Origin of the sequence: Paenibacillus sp. NPDC056579 (assembly GCF_042793215.1) — a bacterium.
Taxonomy (GTDB): domain Bacteria; phylum Bacillota; class Bacilli; order Paenibacillales; family NBRC-103111; genus Paenibacillus_S.
In genome coordinates this window covers 414,375-436,067 of sequence record NZ_JBHTVD010000007.1, presented here as the reverse complement: position 1 = coordinate 436,067, position 21,693 = coordinate 414,375, and the positions used below count along the sequence as shown (strand labels likewise).

Annotated in this window: 8 protein-coding genes and 1 pseudogene; 3 read left to right on the top strand and 6 right to left on the bottom strand. The window is 54.1% G+C overall.

Annotated elements, in window-relative coordinates:
- Positions 1-568: 568 nt before the first annotated feature.
- From ACFQ88_RS26740 to ACFQ88_RS26730, 3 genes are all read right to left on the bottom strand, one after another.
- Positions 569-2,137 carry a glycoside hydrolase family 43 protein gene (locus ACFQ88_RS26740; RefSeq protein WP_379458857.1) on the bottom strand — a complete coding sequence of 523 codons (1,569 nt, stop codon included), beginning with the start codon at positions 2,135-2,137 and terminating at the stop codon, positions 569-571.
- A 14-nt stretch (positions 2,138-2,151) separates the two neighbouring features.
- On the bottom strand, positions 2,152-3,624 hold the full coding sequence (locus ACFQ88_RS26735; RefSeq protein ID WP_379458855.1) for a glycoside hydrolase family 28 protein: 1,473 nt from the start codon (positions 3,622-3,624) through the stop codon (positions 2,152-2,154).
- A gap of 202 nt (positions 3,625-3,826) precedes the next feature.
- Complete coding sequence (locus tag ACFQ88_RS26730) at positions 3,827-5,995, bottom strand: endo-alpha-N-acetylgalactosaminidase family protein (protein WP_379458853.1); 2,169 nt, start codon at positions 5,993-5,995, stop codon at positions 3,827-3,829.
- A 238-nt stretch (positions 5,996-6,233) separates the two neighbouring features.
- Between ACFQ88_RS26730 and ACFQ88_RS26725 the strand changes: the two genes are divergently transcribed.
- From ACFQ88_RS26725 to ACFQ88_RS26715, 3 genes and pseudogenes are all read left to right on the top strand, one after another.
- Positions 6,234-7,604, top strand: a complete 1,371-nt coding sequence (locus ACFQ88_RS26725) for a dipeptidase (protein WP_379458851.1) — start codon at positions 6,234-6,236, stop codon at positions 7,602-7,604.
- Between the two features lie 31 nt (positions 7,605-7,635).
- Positions 7,636-8,217 (top strand): annotated as a pseudogene (locus ACFQ88_RS26720) (P-loop nucleotide/nucleoside kinase family protein); the annotation flags it as partial.
- Positions 8,218-8,262: 45 nt separating this feature from the next.
- Positions 8,263-8,637: a GNAT family N-acetyltransferase gene (locus ACFQ88_RS26715; RefSeq protein ID WP_379458871.1), complete on the top strand. Its 375-nt coding sequence runs from the start codon at positions 8,263-8,265 to the stop codon at positions 8,635-8,637.
- Positions 8,638-8,723: 86 nt separating this feature from the next.
- Here the strand turns inward: ACFQ88_RS26715 and ACFQ88_RS26710 are convergent, their stop codons facing one another.
- From ACFQ88_RS26710 to ACFQ88_RS26700, 3 genes are all read right to left on the bottom strand, one after another.
- The gene (locus ACFQ88_RS26710) at positions 8,724-9,569 is read right to left on the bottom strand and encodes an SAM-dependent methyltransferase (protein WP_379458849.1); all 846 of its coding nucleotides are present in this window, start codon (positions 9,567-9,569) and stop codon (positions 8,724-8,726) included.
- A 478-nt stretch (positions 9,570-10,047) separates the two neighbouring features.
- On the bottom strand, positions 10,048-10,725 hold the full coding sequence (locus ACFQ88_RS26705; protein WP_379458847.1) for a S1 family peptidase: 678 nt from the start codon (positions 10,723-10,725) through the stop codon (positions 10,048-10,050).
- 34 nt (positions 10,726-10,759) lie between these two features.
- Positions 10,760-21,673, bottom strand: coding sequence for a chitobiase/beta-hexosaminidase C-terminal domain-containing protein (locus ACFQ88_RS26700; RefSeq protein ID WP_379458845.1), 10,914 nt, complete (start codon positions 21,671-21,673; stop codon positions 10,760-10,762).
- Positions 21,674-21,693 lie beyond the last annotated feature (20 nt).

Below are 21,693 nucleotides of genomic sequence, written 5' to 3'. Positions count from 1 at the left end.
GCATTTCGGCGTCCTTGCGGACAGGAGATCCGTTATTCTTCTAAAATGAGCCGAGTTCGGAGGCTTTTTGAGCGAAATAACGGAACATGTGGCCGCGAGCATGCCGTTTCGGCCTGATATCGCCGAATAGCGGATCCTATGTCCGGAGCGCAATTATTTGCTCGGTCAGAGCAAACTAGTACGATTGCGATCCGCACAGATCACTTTTTCAACGTGCAACCTATTCGGCACTCTGTATCTGCATAAACATGCCGGACGATACTCCTTGGTTCAATAAACACTCGTTATCCACATCGCCATTCGCAGCTAACAGCAAGCCTCGCCGTGATTTTCGCTGTACCCGTATCGAAATCGCCATCAGCAACCATCTGAGTGTGCGTTCAATAGCTGGTCGTACTCTGTTCCACCAATCGCGATTCCCCCAAACCCGTCACGATTTTCGCAGTGCAACCCCATTGAATTGGCCTCAGCGACCAACGGTGATTGGCTAGGCGCAACAATTCGATGAGCCACCGATCATCGAGGCGGTACAACTCCCCCTTGTATCGCATCGGCTTCCGCCAAAACTCTACTCGATACGGAACCAGTCGAAATCGGCATAGCCCCGCTCTCCACCGTCTGCCGGCGCTTGCTCGATGCAGAACAGGCCGAGCTTAGCGCCGACCCAGTGGCCCGGAACCGCCTCGAACGGCTCGCCGATCGTTTGGTACGTTTCACCGTCCAGGCTGTACTGGAACCTGCACACCGCTTCCAGTACGACGCTCACCCGCAAATACACATCACGCACGGATGCAGGCAGCGCTACGGCGGCTTCTACCTCCTCCGAAGTGGTCTCCTTCTTGCCGAAGCCCTTCACGAAGACAAGCCGCGCTCCTTCCGCGGACGATTCCCATGCGAGGTAGCGGTAATCGTGGCCGAACACGGTCAGGCCGGCCCGTTCTTGTCCGCGTCCAGACGTAAGCTCCAGCTTGGCCGTCGCAATAAATTCCGGTGCCGGGAACTTCTGGCACAGCACGTTCCGCGCATCGTAGAAGGTGGTCACGCCTTCCGGCAGCGGCTGTGCAAACAACCGCAGATGGCTCGGGCGAGCATCAAGCGAATGCCATTCCGGCAGCGGATTCGTCTGCCACTGCCATTGCAGCCCGAGTGCGTTCTCCTCGAACTCGTCGCTCGTAGCGGGAACGGCGAACGGATACTCACGGCCTACATTCGGCTTTTTATGCGTCAGCACAGGCTCGCCGATGCCGTCTCCGTTCGTATCGATGCCCATTACCGGCCAGTCGTTCTCCCAGCCCATCGGCTGCAAATGGACGATCCGCCCGTAGGCTTCGCGGTCCTGGAAGTGCAGAAACCAAGATTCGCCCGATTCCAGCTCGATATATCCCCCTTGATGAGGCCCGTTGACAATGGAATCGCCTTGATGCAGCACAATGCGGTCTTCATACGGCCCGAAAATATGCTTCGAGCGTAGAATCGTCTGCCAGCCGACCGGAACGCCGCCAGCCGGAGCAAATATATAATAGTATCCGTTGCGTTTATACAATTTGGGTCCTTCGATGGTCGGATGATGCTCCGTTCCGTCGAACACAAGCTGCCCCTCATCCAGCAAAGACGTGCCGTCCGGGCTCATCCGGCAAATTTGCAGCTTGCTTTTGATGCCGCAGCGGCTTTTGGCAAAGGCATTCACCATATACGCCTGTCCGTCCTCGTCCCAGAACGGGCAAGTATCGATCCAGCCCTTGACCTCCTTCACCAGATGGAGCGGAGTCCAAGGACCCGCAGGATCGACGGCGGTCGTCATGAAGATTCCCTCGTCCGGGGCGCCGAAATAAATCCAGAACTTCCCGTCATGATGACGGATGCTAGGTGCCCATACCCCGTCGCCGTGCCTAACTCCCTCGTAGCCTTCAGGCAGCTCCTGAATCGCATGGCCGATCAGCGTCCAATTCACCAAATCCTTGGAGTGCAGGATAGGCAGCCCGGGCACGCTGTTGAAGCTCGAGGCTGTCATGTAAAAATCTTCTCCAACGCGGATGACGTCCGGATCCGAATAATCGGCGTACAGGATCGGATTGCGGAACGTCCCGTCGCCCAGATCGGCATACCATACCGGCTTCTCTTGCTTGCTCACCTTCATGTCTCAAGTCTCCTTTAGGCTGTGGGATGTTGCGGCACCCGGACTTCTTCCCCGTCGGCACCGATAAACCGGATATCGCTGCAGCTGCGCTCCGTGTAAGCAGGAAGGCTTTTGGCATGAACCTGCACCTCACGAAACACAATCTGCTGAGCATCGATGCAGGTAATTCCTTCATCGGCGCTGACCGTCACTCTTTCGAACGTCAGACGATCGAGCGGCATCTCGGGAAGGCCGCGGAGGAAAATCCCTTTTTTCGCGCCCGTGCAGTATGTATCCTGAATCCGAATGTTTCTGAAAATCGGCGTCTCTTCCGATACGGGAACCATTTCGGCATATTCCTGGCGGATCTCATAGTACATGTCGAATACGATGGCACTGTGGACGATATCCTTCATCCACACGTTCGATACCCGGATGTCCTCGACTACGCCTCCGCGTCCGCGGGTGCTTTTGAACCGAAGTCCGTTATCCGTCCCGATGAACGTGCAGTCCCGCACTTCCACATGGCGGACGCCTCCGGACATCTCGCTGCCTACGGTAAACCCGCCGTGCCCGTGATATACCGTGCAGTCGCGGATCGTTACGTACTCGGTCGGGACGCCGATGCGACGGCCCTGTTCATTTTTGCCCGATTTCAGACAAATCGCGTCGTCTCCAACGTCAAACGAACAATCATGAATGTTCGCATATCGGCAGGAATCCAGATCCAGCCCGTCGCCGTTAACCGAATGCCATGGATTGCGGACGGTGACATGACGGATCGTCACATGCTCACACAAGCGCGGATGCAGACACCAGCTTCCCGAATTTTGAAACGTCGGCCCGTCCAAAAGAACGCCATTGCAGCTTGTAAAGCCTAACAACACAGGACGCAAATACACTTTGTACGGTTCATAACGGGATAAATCCGTCACTCCTTCGGCTTGCAGCGCCTCCGTGACCTCTCTTCCCTCGCTCGCTTCTTTCGTCGGCCACCACATGCCGTTGCCATCGTCAAAGCCGCCGGAGGAAACAATTTCCTTCCACTGGCGGTCATTCATTTTGAACTTCTTCACAGGCCGCCATGCCTCTCCCGAGCCATCAAAAATACCGGGACCTGTAATGGCAATATCGGTCAAGTTTTCTCCATAAATCGGCGGCATCACCCGCATCGCCTTCAAGCCTTCGTAATTGCTCCGGATGAGCGGATACTCATCAAAATTGCGGCTGAAGGTCACCAAGGCTCCCCGTTCGGCATGCAGCCTCACCTTGCTGCGCATTTGGATCGGGCCGGTCAGCCATAGCCCTTTGGGAATAACGACCGTGCCGCCGCCTGCTGAGGAGCATGCCTCCAACGCCTCGTTAAACGCCCGGGTGTTGCTTGTCACGCCATCTCCTACCGCTCCGAAATCCGTAACGTAAAAGGTTTTGTCGGGAAAAACCGGGATGCGAACGGCTTCCTCGTAACCGCCCGCTTCTCCCGCTCCGATATGTTGTTGCTTTGTCATGATGAAGCTCCTTTGGAATCGCTATAGTAAGCCGGATCCGACCTTTTGCATGCCACTTTATTGTACAGCAACGGGAAAAAAACGTTCTACACAATACATGCTCAGATAAGGAGAACTTGACAATTCTTGCACTCATTTTCGATAAGCACATAGAATCGGACTAATGACGGGTGTCCCGAACGAGCCCGCATCCCGTCTTAATTTAGGAAAGCTCCGTTCCTGCCGGAACAAACACGACGCACTGATCCTGACGCAGCGTCAACTGGATCGTACCCTCGGTCACCGGCAGCTCACCTAGTGAAGTGATGCCCTCTAATCCAACCTCGTACAGGGAGGCGGCAGCCACCGTACCCCAACGCTCCGGAAGCTTCCAAAGCTTATCCGTGCAGCCGTTCAAGCTGTAAGCCATCCATTCCTCCGCTTCCGTATTCCACAATACCGGAAAACAAACATCATCCCCGTCGCGAAGCAATCGCTCGCCCTGCTTGATGATCCGGTACTGCTCCTTGATTTCACTTGTGACTCCGTCCGAGAAAACAATCGCACCGTTCTCATCGGCCAGCCTGTCCAGCCGGTTCAGGAAATACCAAGGCAGTGTGTGAAGCGCAAAATCGCGGGTGAAGCCGGCCAGCTTCTCCGGGTCCTTTTTCATCAAGCTCTCACCCAGCATACTAGAGCCGAACCTAGGATCGCCTCCATCCCCTCCTATATATAAACGGGCGGGCACCGTCAGCTGCTCATCGCTTTGAAAGCGGACATGCCAGGCAAAAGGCTGCAGGCCGATCAACGGATCCTGGCGGTAGCTTTTATCGAATTCGGATGTAAAATCGATTCCTTTGTCCCGGAAATAACGGATGATTTGCTTCTGGGTCTCGACTTCTTGCTCCGTAGAAACTCCGTGATAAGGGCTGATCGGGTCGATCTGCTGCTGCGGGATGATCTGATGGAACGCATCGACATGTATGGTTCCCGCCTCGTGAATCGGGAGCAGCTCCAACAGGCTGTCGATTCTCCTTGTCGTCAGGCCGGCCTCCCACTCCCGCTTATAGCTGATCGGATAACCCCAAACGTAAGTACGAAGCGAGCCGTCCTCCAGCCTCGCTATGACGTCCTTGTCTATGTATTCCTGCCAAAGCGGGCTCGAATCGCTCGCATCGAGCAGATTGATGTGAAGGCTTACTGTCGTATGATAGCGTTTCGCTTTCTTCATAAGCCAAATCAGACTGTCTTCCGCTCTGGCGTCAGCGTCGCGCTTCAGCTTCGGATTCACGACATCCAGCGCCGGATAGCCGGTATCATGGCCGTCAAACTGCCAGCCGACCAAATACATAATTTTGGGAATTCCTCTTGTCAAGCGGTCGACCTTTCGGATCGTATCCAGCGCCTGCTCGAACGTAGCCGATACATTGCCGTGACGATCGGCCATGAACATTTTCATCGTCAGCGTTTGGTGATACTCGTGGCGGAACGGCCGGTCAGGCTCAAAAAGCACCTCGAATGCGACCTCCGCCGTCCTCGTCACGCCTTCCAGAGTGACAATCGCTGTCACGACGGCCGTCCCCGCGGAATGCAGCTTCGTTCCGGCACGTACTTCCGCTCCCTCAGCCGTTGGGCGAATGGACGCGATGACCGAGGAATTGCTCGCGGTATATTGTACCTGCGCCCGGCTCAGATCGGCAGCGCTTCCGTCGCTCATGGCCGCGCTCAAGCGCAGCACCGCCAGGCTGTCCAAGTGCAGCACCGTCCGGTCCGCATCCAAGCGCACGGACTCGAGAACGGCATCTCCGCGGTCACTCGCCGACCGCGACAACGAAACCAGCAGGCCCGTCACCGCTTGATGCAGCTTTGCCGCCGACGCGTCCGCCTGCTCCTGCGTCGCATCCGCCGCCTCGCTCACCGCCCGTGCGGACTCTATGGCGGCATGAAGCTCCCCCAGCGGTGACGGGCCTGTCGTGACATCCCGCGCCGCATGCGGGCCGGCTGCGGCGTACTGCCGTTCCGCCTCGGCCAGCGCCTCACGGAGCGCCGTTTTATTCGCAGCGGCTGCAAGCTCGATGGCGGGCACGACGACGGTGATCGGAGCCGTCGCCGCCTTTTCGCCGCTGGCTGCTTCCAATACCTCCAGCACAAGCTCCACCGTCGTATCCGTTCCGATAACCGGGAACACCTGGGCATCCTTCGGAATGACGTCTTCTCTGCTGGAAGCTAGGATTTGCACTTCATATCCCGCCGGAACGGCAGGCAGCTCCAATAGGGTTTGTCCTTTGGACAGCGTATTTAAGGTACGGATGCTCTGAGCAATCCCGGCCGCCGTATCGGATAAGTCGGATAAGACTTGGGATGATTTTTCTTGATTAGGGGTGGAATCCAATTGCTGCACTTCCTCTCTGTATTTCGCGCTTATACACGGGGACTGACAAACGGAGCAGCACGTTCTATGTATAGCCAGCATACATGAAATGCGTCTTCCTCGTAAACAGCGTTTTCAAGCCATTCGGACGCCGGTCCGCTTCCGAAAAGTCCTTGATTCGGTACCGTGATAAAAGTATGGTATCATGAATGTAAATCGGATAAGAAACCATTATTTTCATTAAACGAGGTGATCGTTCATGGATCAAACGCTTCAAACCTATTTGACAAATCAGCGTGAACGGCATTTGGCCGAGCTGATCGATTTTGTCCGCATTCCCAGCATCAGCGCCAGCACGGAGCATAAACCGGATATGATCCGGGCCGCCGAATGGCTCGCCGACGCGCTTCGCAAAGCAGGCCTCGAGAACGTAGAGGTACTTCCTACGGCAGGTCATCCCGTCGTGTACGGGGATTGGCTCCATGCTCCCGGCCAGCCTACCGCGCTCATTTATGGGCATTATGACGTCCAGCCTGCCGATCCGTTGGAGCAGTGGAACACGCCTCCGTTCGAGCCCGTCATTCAAGACGGCAAGCTGTACGGCCGTGGGGCTACCGACGACAAAGCCCAGCTGTTTACCCACGTCAAAACCGTAGAAGCCTATTTGCAAACCGTGGGCAAGCTTCCGGTCAATGTGAAGTTTTGCATCGAGGGCGAGGAGGAAATCGCCAGTCCAAGCCTGCCGGCATTTTTGCAGGCACAGGCGGAACGGTTGAAGGCCGATGCCATCGTGATCTCCGACGGACCGATGCATGACGAAGGCGTTCCTTCGATTTGCTACGGGCTGAGGGGCTTATGCGGCTTTCAGATCGACATTCAAGGGGCGAAGAACGATCTGCACTCCGGCTTGTATGGCGGCGGTGTCGCCAATCCGGCTATCGCTCTCGTTGATCTGCTGGCTTCGATGCGCGATGCCGACGGCCATATCACCATCGACGGCTTCTACGACGGCGTCAATGAATTGAGCGAAGCCGAGCGTGCAGCGTTCCGCGAGCTTCAATTCGACGATGCGAAGCAAGCGCGGGAGCTTAAGGTACCCGAGCTGACCGGTGAGCGGGGCTTCTCCTTCCTGGAGCGGACTACGGCCAGACCGACGCTCGAGATCAACGGCATTTACGGCGGCTATCAGGGAGAAGGGCTGAAGCCTATCGTACCTTCTGCTGCGAGCGCAAAAATATCGTGCCGACTCGTGGACAACCAGGACCCGGATCAGATCATGAAGCGGATCGAAGCCCATATCGAGAAGCATAAGCCTGCCGGCGTTACGATCAAGGTGCAGCAGACCCACCGCGGCAAGCCGTTTTACATATCGCCTGAGCATCCGTATATCCGGGCCGCCGCCCGCTCGTATGAAGCCGGGTTCGGCAAAAATCCCGTATACATTCGCAGCGGCGGCTCCATACCGATCGTCGAAGTGTTTTCCCGGGTACTTGGGGCTCCAGTCGTCATGATGGACTTCGGTCTGCCAGGCGAGAACATGCATGCGCCTAACGAGCATTTCCATCTCGAGAATTTTGACAAGGGCATTGCTACGCTGTGCTATTATTGGCAGGAGCTGCGCCGCGATTAGAACGACCGGCTTTGCAAGGGGGAACGTACTTATGCGCAAACTTGTGTTTTTCCTGGGCCCTGCCGGAGCCGGGAAGACGACGCTAGCCAAAGCGCTCTCTTCCCGGCGGGGGGCCGCTTTTTTCGATATGGATACACTGCTGCGTCCCGCGGCGGAAGCCATGATGACACTGGCGGGACTTGATCCGAATGACCGGGACTCCGCTATGTATAAGAAGCTGTGCAGAGATCTCGGCTACCGCATCACGATGGATGCCGCGCTGGAGAATCTGGAGCTCGGAACGGACGTTTATGTCGTCGGTCCTTTTACGAAGGAAACTGAGGACCCCGCCTGGATCGAAACGGAGCTGGGGCGAATCGGGGCGTCCTTGCACAACGTAGAGGTCAAGGTCGTATTTGCCTATCTGAAGGATGAGGAGCTTTACCGCCGCCGCATCGAAGCCAGAGGCTCCGTATTGGACGTCTGGAAGCTGGAGCATTGGGCCGAGTTCAGCCGGTCGCTTCAGATCCGGGATATTCAGTGGAGAATTCCCGCTTCCTCGTTCCTGTATTTCGATAATTCGGAGTCGATGGTGGAGCCGAATGTCGGTCCTGTTGAAAGCTTCTTGTACGGAAATGAAGCCGCTGCGGTACAGGTATGCCATGTAAGCTTGAATGATGTGTGGGAGCTGCGGCACCGGGTCATGTGGCCCGACAAAGACCTGGATTTCGTGAAGCTGCAGGACGACTCTGCCGGGCTTCATTTCGGTTTGGCTGCGAATGGCAAGCTCGTCTCCGTCATCTCGCTTTTTATCGAGGGAGACCGCGCACAATTCCGCAAATTTGCGACTTTGCAGGACGAGCAGGGCAAAGGGTACGGCACCCGGCTGCTGCAATTTACGCTGGATGAAGCCAAACGGCGGGGAGCCCGCACGATCTGGTGCAATGCCCGGGCATCCAAGGTCGGCTTGTACCGCAAATTCGGCCTTCAGGAGACCGGCGATGGTTTTCAAAAGGAAGGAATCGACTACGTCATTTTGGAAAAAGCCTTGTAAGCAGCGCTCCTGCTTACATACAAAAAGGTCAGGCCCGTCAATATGCGCGGGAACCTGACCTTTTTTACTTTTAGCGCAAATGCATCTTATCCTACCGCATCCCGGATGCCGATGCCTACTTCGTTTTCGAGAGGCACACTGACGGACTGTACTTTTTCCAAAATCATCGTGTCATAAATCGAACGGTTCTGACTGATAATCGTCTGCATCCAATCGCCCGGAACATTCGGCTCCATCGGATAATTGAAGATCGATTTCAGACCGTTGCCGAATCGCAAAATAATTTTGGCGCAGTCATTCATCGCTTCCTTCACCTCGTTGATGACATCAAGCTTGTTCTTAACCAGCGAGGCGATAACGATATGAGTCGCTTCCTTCACAAAAGGAATTTCCTTCAAGCTCTGGCCGGAGAAGGCGACAATGGCATCCAGGCCCGATACTTTGGCTACTTGCTTACCGAGAGCGACCGCTTCCGGGTCAATATCTACGCACAGTACTTGGGCTCCCAGCTCTTTGGCGATAGTCAGCGCGGATACCGGCAATGCGCCTGAGCCGATGAACAATACTTTCGATGCCGGTGTAAATCCGAAAAAAGCGAGCTCCTGTTTGACAGAGTGAGACAGTGCGGATATGTACTGGCTGACATCCAGCTCATTATTGCATACGCAGTTCGACTGATATTTCTCCATATCGCACAGCGCTCTCACGGAAGTTTCCCTCAAACATTCCGATTGATTGCAAATTTCCGCATGGCTCCCCCACCGGCACCACCGCTTCATATTTTCCTGGCACGTTACGAATTGGCACAAATGATCCAATTTGTCCTGCAGCAGCTCGTAGCAGCCGCAGCACTGGCGGCAGTATTCGTTTAATTCTTTAATTTCGAAATCAAGCCGCTTCATGTCTAGCAAAAATTCATATTTATCCTTCACCGGACGATCCTCCGTTTCAGATGCATACAGGTTGTAACACCGCTCCATAGGCCACATGTGACCTAACGAAGTGGCCGGTCGGACGATATAGTGTTCGATCACCCTTCCTTTTCGCACATAGTTATTATTTGCCAATCACTTCAAAAATAATCTTGGCTGGACGGCAGGATGGTCGTCTCTTCCGCCTCTAATTTTGCGGACCGCGAACCCGATTTCCGATTGTCTCATTGCATAAACCGGATTTACTTTCGAAAAGAGTAGTTATACAATAATTAACAAATATTGTAATTAATTGGATGATAACCATTATGGGAGCGCGATGCCTTGATCAAACAAAAGTATGGAAATTTTGCTTTTGTAAGATTCGCTTCGCTTCGTATGCAAGATAGGTTTATCGCGAAATGACGAAAAAAAAGAGGCCCCCTAAGGGACCTCTAATTAAAAACCGCTTCAATCTCAAAGCTTGTATTAACTATATTTATTGTTGATTTTCCGATAGCAGCTTGCGTACATCCGACATATCCACTACAAGATGAATATTGTTCATCGTCCGCAGCGAGCCGGAGATAATGCCGCTCAGACGTCCCTGCTGATCCAGCAGAGGACCGCCGGACATACCGCTGGCAATTTGTGCGGAAGTCAGGATGCGATCCCGGCCGTTCACTTCAGCCTTCGGAGCATTGATTATCCCTTCTGTGATGATCGGCGTATCTTTGATCGGGTAACCTAATGCAAACACTTTTTCCCCGTATTTGACGGCCGTCTCCCGGATCGTAAGTGCAGGATACGGCTGATCTCCCGGAGCAGGCAGCTTCAATACCGCCGCATCGGTGACCTCGTCGAAGCCGATAACTTCAATCGGACTGACGACACGCCCATCCGGATACGTTCCTTCGATGCGCCCCGCATCCTTGATCACATGGTAGGCCGTAACCGCCGTACCCTCAGGTGTTATCGTTACCCCTGTTCCGGCAGACGCAACGGTATCATCACTGCGCAGAATACGGATATAAAAAAGTGCAGGATGCGAAAGCTCGTAAATTTGCTCTGCGTTGTACAATGTCAGCTCATCCGCATCTGCGTCATGCTCCGAATACAGCAGGATGCCGGAGCAGAGCAGCAGCATAATGAATAAAAGCGATAATTTCCTTTTCATGTTGAACACAACCTTTATATGCGGTCTGGGGCGATTAACGGGTCACGCTCATAATATCCTCAAACGCCCAATGATCAGGAGTAACATCCGCGAATGCTGCCGGACGGCTTTGCTTGTCAGCTCCAATCACCCGATTGATTAGGACGACAGCCTCCGCTCTGGAAATTTCACTGTCAGGACGGAATGTTCCGTCCGGGAAGCCTTCTACATAGCCTGCTTGCGTAAAGGCGTTGACATAAGGAGCGGACCAGTGGCCCGGCACGTCCGTCAAGCTCGCCTCTCCCGCAGCGGCTGCCGGCTGCAGCTTCATTACCCGCGACATCATGACGACGAATTCGGCTCTTGTCAGTTCGCCTTCGCCGCCGAAGGTGCCATCAGGATAGCCGTCAATAACTCCGGCCGATGCGAAGAACGAGACCAGCGGCTCCATACCGCTTCTTACGTCTGCAAACGGGTTGCCTACGTTCACTTCCTCCCTGCTCAGCAAACGATCGAGAATGTACATGAGATCGTACCTCGAAATAGCTTTATCAGGTTTAAAGCTGCCGTCCTCGTACCCTTCGATATACTTGATTTGTCCGGTATTCTTCTTCCAATCAAATGCCGCATTCTCAACTTCGCAAATCATAGTGAACACCCGATTGTCTTTATCGGTAATCGCCTTGATGGTCATGCTGCCTTTAATGATCAGCTCGCCGGTCCATATCGGGCTGTTCGTCGTCGGCGTGCTGCCGTCGGTTGTATAATAAATCGTTTGCCCCTCCGGCGCCGTCAGCGACAATTTACTGTTTTTGGCCAGCTTCACCGGCGTCTTGCCGTCCCCACTTACAACTGCGCTTCCTACAGCTGCTCCTACACCCGTACCCGATCCCGGAGTTGGTTCAGTAACGACAAAGCCGCCACCTCCACCTCCGCCTCCGCCGCCTGTTTTTTTCGTCCAGACTCCCGTTAACGTCTCGCTGCTTTCTTTGCCTTCAACGAGGGTAACCGCTTTGAGAGTTGTCGTATGAGCCAGAGTGATCGGGCCGGTGTACAATTTGGAATACATGTCAGGCACGCTGCCGTCAAGCGTATAGTAGATCTCGCCCAACGGTTCGCCAGTTGTCATGGTTACCGTAGTATCGCCCCGGAAAGCAGATGGTAAGGATACGAATTTCGGTGTCAAGGCGGACTCTGTATATTTCGGAGCCGGCGTTTGGATCGTAATCGTCCTGCTCTGGCCTTGAACGGCTGCCGTGATCTGGGCCATACCCGCCGTTTTCAACGTGCCGCTTCCGTTCAGAATCGAGATCTGCTCTGGATTGGCCGACCATACTACGGATGCTTCCTTAGTCAGCTCGAAGCCCGAACGGATGCGATGTACCGTATCCTTATCGTCGAGAATTACCGCCACAGTGCTCAGCTTAGTTTCATCGGAGCCTTGGAACGGCTTCAACTGAGGATAAAAGCCCGGCACAGCCTGCCAAACAGAAGCATCAAGGGCTGTCGGCAACGAGCCGGAAGCCAATTGCTTGGTCAGCAGCCCCGTCGCTTCCGCGTATCCCGGAACTCTGCTGCCTGCCGCATCGTAGTACGCCGTGTTCGTTTTGAGCATCTGCTTGTCATAGGCGGTTTGCATGACTTTGGCAGCTTCTTCCTTCTGACCGGCAATTCCGCCGAAGTACACGGCATTAGGAACTATCGTTCCGTTGATGCTTGCTGTGGCTTCCCCATAGTTCATGGCAAAGCTCAGCGTTCCTCCGATAGCATGGCCTATCAACCCGCCTGCATAAGCTTTGTCCTTGCCTTCAGCTTGAATGCGCCCTGAATTGTACGAGTTGCTAATGGTGCCGCTGTTACTTCCTGCAATGCCGCCGGCGGTCGCTTCCTCGGAATGTACGCTCACATCCGAATAGGAGAACGACTGTGTAATCGTTCCGGCAGCACTATTGTCGCCGGCAATTCCCCCCGCGGCCTTCATGCCGGAATGATCGGCAAGGATCGCTGCATGAGCAATGGAACGTTCGATTGCTCCTGCGTTGACTCCCGTGATACCGCCAGCATATCCGCCTGAGCCCGTTACGGTTCCTTCGAAGGAAGCCGTATTAATCTTACCGCTGTTATTGCCAGCGATACCACCTGCATAGTACGTCTCCGGCTGGTTGGCCGACTCGCCGGTGCGGAAAGCAACCGCCGCTTTTTTCACGGTTACACCCGAAATCTCGCCGGCATTAGCACCGGCAACCCCTCCGGTATAGCCTCCGCCTTCCACGTTGAATGATTGCAGCTGGGCATGTGTGACGGTGCCTTCGTTTGTTCCCGCGATAGCTCCGACGTTCTCTGTACCTTTCACCACTCCGCTAGAGACGATGTCGACGATGGTAGCTCCGCCAGCATTGAAACCTGCAACGCCTCCGGTATGTTTGCCGCCTTCTATGTTCACCGTTTGCAGTTGAGCTTTGGTGATAGTGCCGTCGTTAATTCCTGCGATGGCTCCAACATTCTCCGTACCTTTCACCGTTCCGCTAAGAACGATGTCGCTGATGGAAGCTCCGGCAGCATTGATCCCGGCTACTCCGCCTGTACGATTGCCGCCTTCCACATTCACGGACTTCAGCTGAGCCTTGGCGATGGCGCCTTCGTTTGTTCCTGCGATAGCTCCAGCGTAATCTGCTCCTTTCACCGTTCCGCTAAGGACGATGTCGTTGATTGCAGCACCGTTCATGTTGGCACCGGCTACGCCGCCGGTATGACTGCCGCCTTCCACGTTCACCGACTGCAGCTGAGCTTGAGTGATTGTGCCTTCGTTTGTTCCGGCGATAGCTCCAACGTTCTCTACACCTTTCACTGCTCCGCTAAGGACCATATCTTTCACTGTAGCTCCGCCAGCATTAATGCCTGTTACACCACCAGTAAGTTTGCCACCTTCCACATTCACTTTCTGCAGCTGAGTTTTGACGATGGTGCCTTCGTTTGTCCCAGCGATAGCTCCAACGTTCTCTGCACCCTTCACAGTCCCGCTAAAGACGATATCGCCGATGGTAGCTCCGTTGGCATTGATTCCTGTTACACCACCGATTCGAATGCCGCCTTCTACATTCACCGCCTGCAACTGAGTTTTGACGATGGTGCCTTCGTTTGTTCCTGCAATAGCTCCAACGTTATCTGTACCTTTCACCGCCCCGCTAAAGACGATGTCACCGATACTGGCTCCATTAGCATTGATGCCCGTAACACCGCCGGTATGACTGCCACCTTCCACATTCTCTGTCTTCAGCTGAGCTTTGGTTATAGTGCCTTCGTTTATTCCTGAGATAGCTCCAACGTTCTCTGTGCCTTTCACCGCCCCGCTAAAGACGATGTTACCGATACTGGCTCCATTAGCATTGATGCCCGTCACACCGCCGGAATGTTTGCCACCTTCCACATTCACCGTCTGCAGCTGAGCTTTGTTTATAGTGCCGTTGTTTATTCCAGCGATAGTCCCGACATTCTCTGTACCTTTCACCGCTCCACTAAAGACGATGTCGCCGATGGCAGCTCCATTAGCATTAACACCGGTAACACCGCCGGTATATTTGCCGCCCTCCACACTCGCCGCCTGCAGCTGTACCTTGGTGATAGTTCCTTCGTTTGTTCCAGCAATAGCTCCAACGTTATCTGTACCTTTCACTACTCCGCTAACGAGGATGTCGCTGATGGTAGCTCCGCCAGCATTGATACCTGCAACGCCACCGGTATTACTGCCGCCTCCCACATTCACCGATTTCAGCTGAACCTTGGCGATGGCGCCTTCGTTTGTTCCTGTGACAGCTCCAGTGTAATCTGCACCTTTCACCGTTCCACTAAGGACAATGTCGCTTATTACAGCACCATTGACGCTTCTTCCTGCCACAATCCCTGTATGGGATCCCCCAGTGACGGACACGTTTTCGAATTCAATGCGTGTGACCGTTCCCTTATTTTTCGTAATAAAGCCAAAATCGTTATCCAATGCTTGTGCAGCTGCTAGTGTAAGGCCAATGATCTTATGGCCTTTGCCGTCAAACTGACCTTCGAACTCAGCAAACGGCGTCCAGTTCACCCCGCTTACATCGATATCGTTCCCGAGCGCAAGCTTGTCCAGAACCGGCTTTTCCGTTGCACTGCGATGAAACAGTTGAAAAAAGTCCAGATCGTTGTGCAGAAGCACAACACTGATAAGCTGCTTGCTGCTGGTAATCACAACCTCCGCTTGCACAGTGTCCGCAAGGAAGGAAGCATCCTGAGCAAAATTCCATGTCCCGAAGCCGAACGTATTTGACACATCAGTGTCTTTTGACTCCGCTTGTACCGCACCACCTATATTGCGCCCAACCGGCGGCAGCGAATTCATGTATGACGATTCGGTTAGCTTGCCGTCTCTGAAATTGTAGCCTACCAAAGCACCTTGATACACGTTCGCACCGCTTACGTTAACCGCCATATCGGAAGTCTTCGCAAAGCTTTTATCTATCGTGCCGTCGTTATAGCCGGCAAAGCCGCCCGTATAGGATCGGGTAGCATGATTGATACCCATAGTCGCGATTTTGTCCTGCACGGCATAAGCATGACGTACTATGCCCTTTCTCTCGATAGCACCTGCGAAACCGCCGCTTCTCGTATCGAAGCCTGCGTTAGAGATATTCCCGACAGCATATGCATCGACGATAGAGTAATGATCGACCGATCCGGCAAAGCCGCCGACGAAAGATCCCGTAATCCCGCTTACATCCAAACTGCCTTTGGAGTAAGCTTGCTCGATTAGACCTTCTCCGACTTCCGAGTCACCCAGCAGCCCGGCGAAGCCGCCCGCATAAATCGTATTGTCCTGATTATCACAAATGATTTGGACCGGTACGTCCGCGAAAGAATGCTTTATCTTCGTTCCGTCCGCCGTGCCGACGAAGCCGCCCACATGTGTTCCCGGCGTAACGTCCGGTACGGTGACCGCACTGCCTACCGCAATCTTTTGCTCTGCTGGGGAGACGGCATTCGAATAATGAACCTCTCCGCCTTGCGTGACGCCCGCAACTCCCCCGATGTGATATAACGTACTGGTGTCAGCTTGAATGGAGTTAGCAGCCGTAGACCCTACGATAATCCCGCTGCTATACCCGACGAGTCCGCCCGCGGCAGCAGTCTTGGCACCATGAAGCTGCATGGCGGATGTGCTTGCTGCGTTGTACATGGAAGCCGTAATAAGCTTGCCTGCGATGCCGCCTGCATATATATCGGCGCCGTTGTCCGCCCCCGTCACCTCAAATGTATCGGTATTCACCTTCGTGTTATAAATACCCAGGTATAATGGAATATCCAGCCCAAAATCGAGCGCCCGATGAACATCGGCTGCTTCCATAATCCCTGCAATGCCGCCAATCGCGCTTTCGCCCGCTCGGATTGCAGCTCCGATAGCCGGAGCGGCTTCCGCTTTGTACACGATCGATTGGCGCGCAAGACCGACAATTCCACCGGCAGTTACTTTGTCCGCATTGGCTTGAATTGTCCCGCTGAACAAGGATTGCCGGACTGCCGCATCGGTAAGCTTCCCTGCTATACCGCCAAGCAGAATATCCGGCGATCCGTCCACTGAGGACAGAACGATATTCTCTACTTTGACATTATCCATATCAAAGCTGCCTGTGCTTGTGCTTGTGCTTGTGCTTGTGCCTGTACCTGCTTTCACCCCGACGATCCCGCCGATCACGCCCGTCCCTGTCAAATGCGGGCCTTGCTGGACCGACTTGACCGTTACGTTCCTAATTGTATTGCCCGTATCGGACTGGCCAATGATACCGCCGATAACCGACCCGGAGCCAAGCGCCTCTATCGTATGGGTTGCCAATACAACGGAGCTTTGGTCTACGGTGCCGGATGTCTGATGGCCGGCCAAGCCTCCCATGATCGTCCCAATTCCATTTGAGGACATCCGGTAGCCGGTATAATCAACGTTCAATCCATTAATGTCGCCCGATTGCAAACCGATTACGCCACCTATGACAGCATGATCGGACGAACTTCCGATGCTGCCGTCACGTACCTGGAAGCTGAGAGCTCCCGAAAGGATAGAATACGCATTATCGCCGACAACACCTCCGACGATAGCCTGCGGGTTCGTTCCTTCGATGCGGCTGCCGCCTTCCATGATCACGGTAGTCCCAGCGAACGTTCCCGTATTTTTGCCGAACAAACCGCCGACGGTTTGTCCACTTATTTTCGCGCCGTTGACAAGATGAAGGCTCAAGCCCGATACCGTGCCTTGATTGGATCCGGCAAGGGCACCCGTCCATTGGCTGCCCGTTACAGCAAGCGGCTCCAGCTTGACACGCTCTACCTTACCCTGCTGCCCTATTACCCCGAACAATCCTGCATAGGGCTGATTCGATACGACGGTTAACCCGTCAATCAAGTAATCGTTCCCTTCAAAAGTACCTTGGAACGCATTTTCCTCGCTGTTGCCGATCGGTATCCATTGCTTGGATTGAATATGAATCGCACTCGATAACCGGATGATACGGCCTTCAAAAGTCGATTTCGGTACACCGGTCACCGTTCCGTTCACAATCGCTGCCAACCCAGCCAGCTCCGCTTCGCTTTTCAGTTCGAAAAATATCGCGTCCTTATCCCGTGTATACCAGTTGATGTTCACATTCACATCATTACCGCCGTTCCCGCCGTCTCCGCCGGTATTAGCACTCCGGATCAACTCGGGATATTTATAGTCCGCGTCCAGCGAGCCGTATTTCCACGTGTTGGTGAAATCCCACCCCGACAAGCCCGGATAGATGTTTCTGTCCTGCAAGGTGGAAGCCAGAATAGTGCTTAACCGAACATGGACGTTCAGGAAACGGTGATGGCCGTCTGCAAAATCCGGCAAATCTTTGTTGATGCCCGCATCCTCGTCCTTGACATAAAAAGCTTTATACAGCAAGTCTTTGCTCGCATTACCGTAATATCCGGCGAAGCCGCCGGCATAAGCGCCGTTCGTCCCTGTAACCCGGCCTGCCGAGTAGACGGTAGACACTTTACCGTTCTTAATTGCGCCTAGAAAACCTCCGGCATATGAATACTCATTGCTTGCCGACACGTCTTTGGCTGCGTAAGAATTGATTATGTTGCCGTCCGCATGCTCCCCTACCAGTCCGCCGACTCTTGTATAGGCTCCTTCCGCTGTAACGGCTGCATTCGTATAAGACTTCTCGATGGTGCCGCTGTTGCGTCCTACAAGCCCTCCTAAGTAGACGGGGCTATCCTCGATACCGCTTGCCTGGCTCGTTACCGGAATATCGATATAGGAAGCAATAATTTGCCCCTGATTTTTCCCTACAAGTCCTCCAGCGGACGTTCCTTGACCTTCAATAGTCAGACTCGCATTCGAATACGTATAGTATAGTGTCCCTGTTGCTGTGTTCAAGCCGGCTAGTCCGCCGGCGGTTCCTTCGTCCCCTATCGAGATGACGGGGCTTTTATCGACGATGCTGTTGTTTGCAATCAGGCTCTCATTTATGCCCGCCATACCCCCTGTAATCGTTGAAGGCGAAGAGACCTGTACGCTTCCGGTAACCCGGCTAGTCTGAATCGTGCTGACCCCTGCGGCCGGATTTGGAATAGGATCGCTCGCTCGCGCCTTGTTTACTCCAACGAAGCCGCCTACTGTGGATGAAGCCGCCGAAGCATTTACCTTAATATTAGCAGCTTCCAAATAAGTGTCCACAATGATGGCTGCTTCGGTTCCGTGGTTATAACCGGCGATGCCGCCTATGATAGACGTCGGTCCGCTTACAGTTAAGTTCACATTGCTGCCCACGATCCGTTGCAGCTTCGTTGCATCCTCGTATCCGGCAATACCGCCGACTGTCGCATTTGCTGCTGCTGCCGTCGTAGAAATGATCACATTCGCGACGTTGCTCATGACAGCATCACCTTCGATCGTGCCGTTTGCCATCTGTCCGGCGATACCGCCAACCATCGCATTAGTACCTGCAACGGCTATTGAGACGTATTCCGGGGACACCGCTTCGAAAACCGGATTCTTGATGCTCGTGTTCTTTGCGGAGCCCACAATACCACCGATTTTAGCATTCTCTCCGGATGCCGAAATTAGCTGCCCCTCTTTATGAACATGCGGGTTCACAATCAATGCTCCGGCCGCTTCGCTATCCGTCGTATCCGAACGACCGGCAATGCCGCCGATTTCCGCATTCGCGCCGCTCGATTGCACGGACAATGTATCCACTTTGCTGTCACGAAGAGCACCGGTATGTCGTCCTGCTATACCGCCAATCCAATTGGCCTCGCCCGAGGAGGTAATCGTAACGTTCTGTGCGAGCACCTTCGGAGCGTTGTTCAAATTCTCTCCGTAAATACCTCCAATATGTGCGCCGTCCCCGCTCGCATTGACTTTAAGATCCACAGCAGCAAGCGCTGTGATGGCCGCATCGAAATGCACAGCTTCCACATCGTTCAGCCCGATGATTCCGCCTGTGATGGAGTTGGTGCCCTCAATGTCCAGCTCGAGCTGATCGGCTTGGACATACACCGACGTTGAGCGGTTAACGCCAATTGCACCGCCGGCCATTGTGTTTTGTGCTTTTACACGGGTCGTCACTTGCTTGACTTCCACAGGATGTCCTGCTTCGCCGATCTGTGCTGATGACGTTGCTTCCCCCATAACAGCTCCCAGCTTATAGCCGCTTCGTTCCGTCTCGTTGAGCAAGCCGATACGAGTCACGGTGCTGTCAGCAATGACAAGCGCATCCATATTAAGTCCGACGATCCCTCCTGCGGTCAATCCGTCGCCGGTCGAAGCGATAGTCATGCTGAGGCTGTCTTCGGCATTCCCAGCACCAATCCTGGCGCCCGTTATCGTTCCGGTCGCCTTGCCGGCAACGCCGCCTGCGAATCCATTCGGCGTCTTGGCAGTCAAGCTGATGTAACGGACCTCCGGCGCTTCAACCGTTCCGCTAACATAGCCGGTTACACCGCCCAAGCTTCCGTCGGAGCCAATCGCTGCGAAGCTGTCTGCGCTGTCTCCTGCTTTAGCATGGTTTATCTTGCCGCCGTTCATATACCCGGCTATCCCGCCCGTATAGGTATGGTCTCCACCACCGGTTGCCGTCAGCTTCCCGGTAAACGACACCTCATTCAAGCTCGCACTCTGGCTCTCGATGGAACCAACGATACCGCCCGTACGAATGGTATGCATCGCATCAGGAGACTCCGCCGTCACGGTAATCGTGCTGCCGAACGCAGCTCTCTCTACGGATTTATCAGCTGAATCCTTCTGTATGAAGCCGATAAATCCCCCGGTATACAGCATGCGTTGGCCGCTCACGGTAATACCGCCCTTGCTGTTGACGTTGGTTACGACCCCGCTTTCCTTAGCGTAAGCGGTGTTGGCGGTAATCCCGCCCGTATAAACACCGATTCCGCCGTTCACGGTGATCGCTCCGTTGTTCTCATAGGCGTTGCTTGCCGTATGCTCCAGCAGCAATCGCTGGCCTGCGAATCCGACAAAGCCGCCGGTATACGCATTGTCCGGATACTGCTCATCTCCGCCGGACACATTGATGGTTCCGCTATTGCGTATTGTACCGTTATTGAAAGTGACGGTACCGGACGATTTGCCGATCAACCCGCCGGTATATACCTCTTTATTGCCTGTCGCTTCCATTGCGACCTGGTTGTCGAAGCCTTGAATCCAAGTAAAGCCGCTGTCGATCAAACCGGCAATCCCGCCGGTGTAGACGTTCTTCCCGCCGTGGTTAGTGACAGGCTTCGTGCTTTTGAACACTATGTCGAACACCTTATTGTCCTGCTCAGCCCCTATGGCACCGATCAACCCTCCGGCATAGGAGCCGTCTGCTTGAGGAGCTTGGATCGCGACGGCTCCATTGTTGGAGCTGTTTCTGGAAAATCTCACCTGAGCAGCCGCTTTGCCTATCAATCCGCCTGCATAGTTGATGTTCCCGTTCTCCGCCGTAACGGAACCGTTATTTTCGAACGGCGTGCTTTCCTCGTCCATAACCACGTTACCGGAAGCAAAGCCTACGACTCCGGCTGCATACGCATCGCCGTTGCCGCTGCTTTTGACAAGGATCGCTCCGTCATTCGTCAATTTCTTGAGCTTCAGCCCGTTTAGAGACGCGTGTCCCACCAAGCCGCCCGCGTATACGTTAATCCCGTTGACGGTTACAGCCCCTTTGTTCACGGAGTTGGACAAGTCTCCTTCGCCCTCTCCCACAATGCCTCCTACAGCAGTCTGCGATTGCGTCGAACGGACCTGAATCGGAATGTTGTTCGTAATGCCGTAAACGGTGCTGTGATTGGTCATTTTCCCGACCGCAGCCCCTACGTAGACTTCACTTGCTGCAGCTCTGAGGGTTGAAGCCGTTTTGGCGCTCGCCGTACCTCCGTATACACTGTATACGGCCGTTTTCACCGAATACACGCTGCGCAATACGGTCTGTGTCTGCGACGCCTGTATATCTATTGTTCCGTTGTCAAAAATAAATCCGCCGACGGTCCCCCCGTTCATAAACCCGATGAGTCCCGAGTAAGTCCGGTTCTCCGTCAGTTTCATCCCGGAGATGGTAAAGGTAGCGCCGTTCTTGGCGATCAGCGTTCCTTTAAAAGGATATGTTTCTGTTCCGATAGGAACCCAGGAATATGCGGATAAATCGAGATCGTTCTCGATAGCGATAATTTTACCTTCAAAACCGTACAAATCCTTGGTGCCTTCGTTAACCAGCTTCGCAACACCGGCTAATTGAGCGGCATTATGGATCGAGTAGCTGGGAAAAACAGGATCGTACCAGCTCGTATCCGCATGCTCATCCCAGCTGCTGCTGTCCGCGTTTGCAAAAAAAGCTCCGGACCATGCCAAGATGGCTGCACATACTATAGCAATTACAATCCCGAAGATTGATTTTTGCTTCACAGTTATGTTCATTTTATACCGCCCCATAAAAT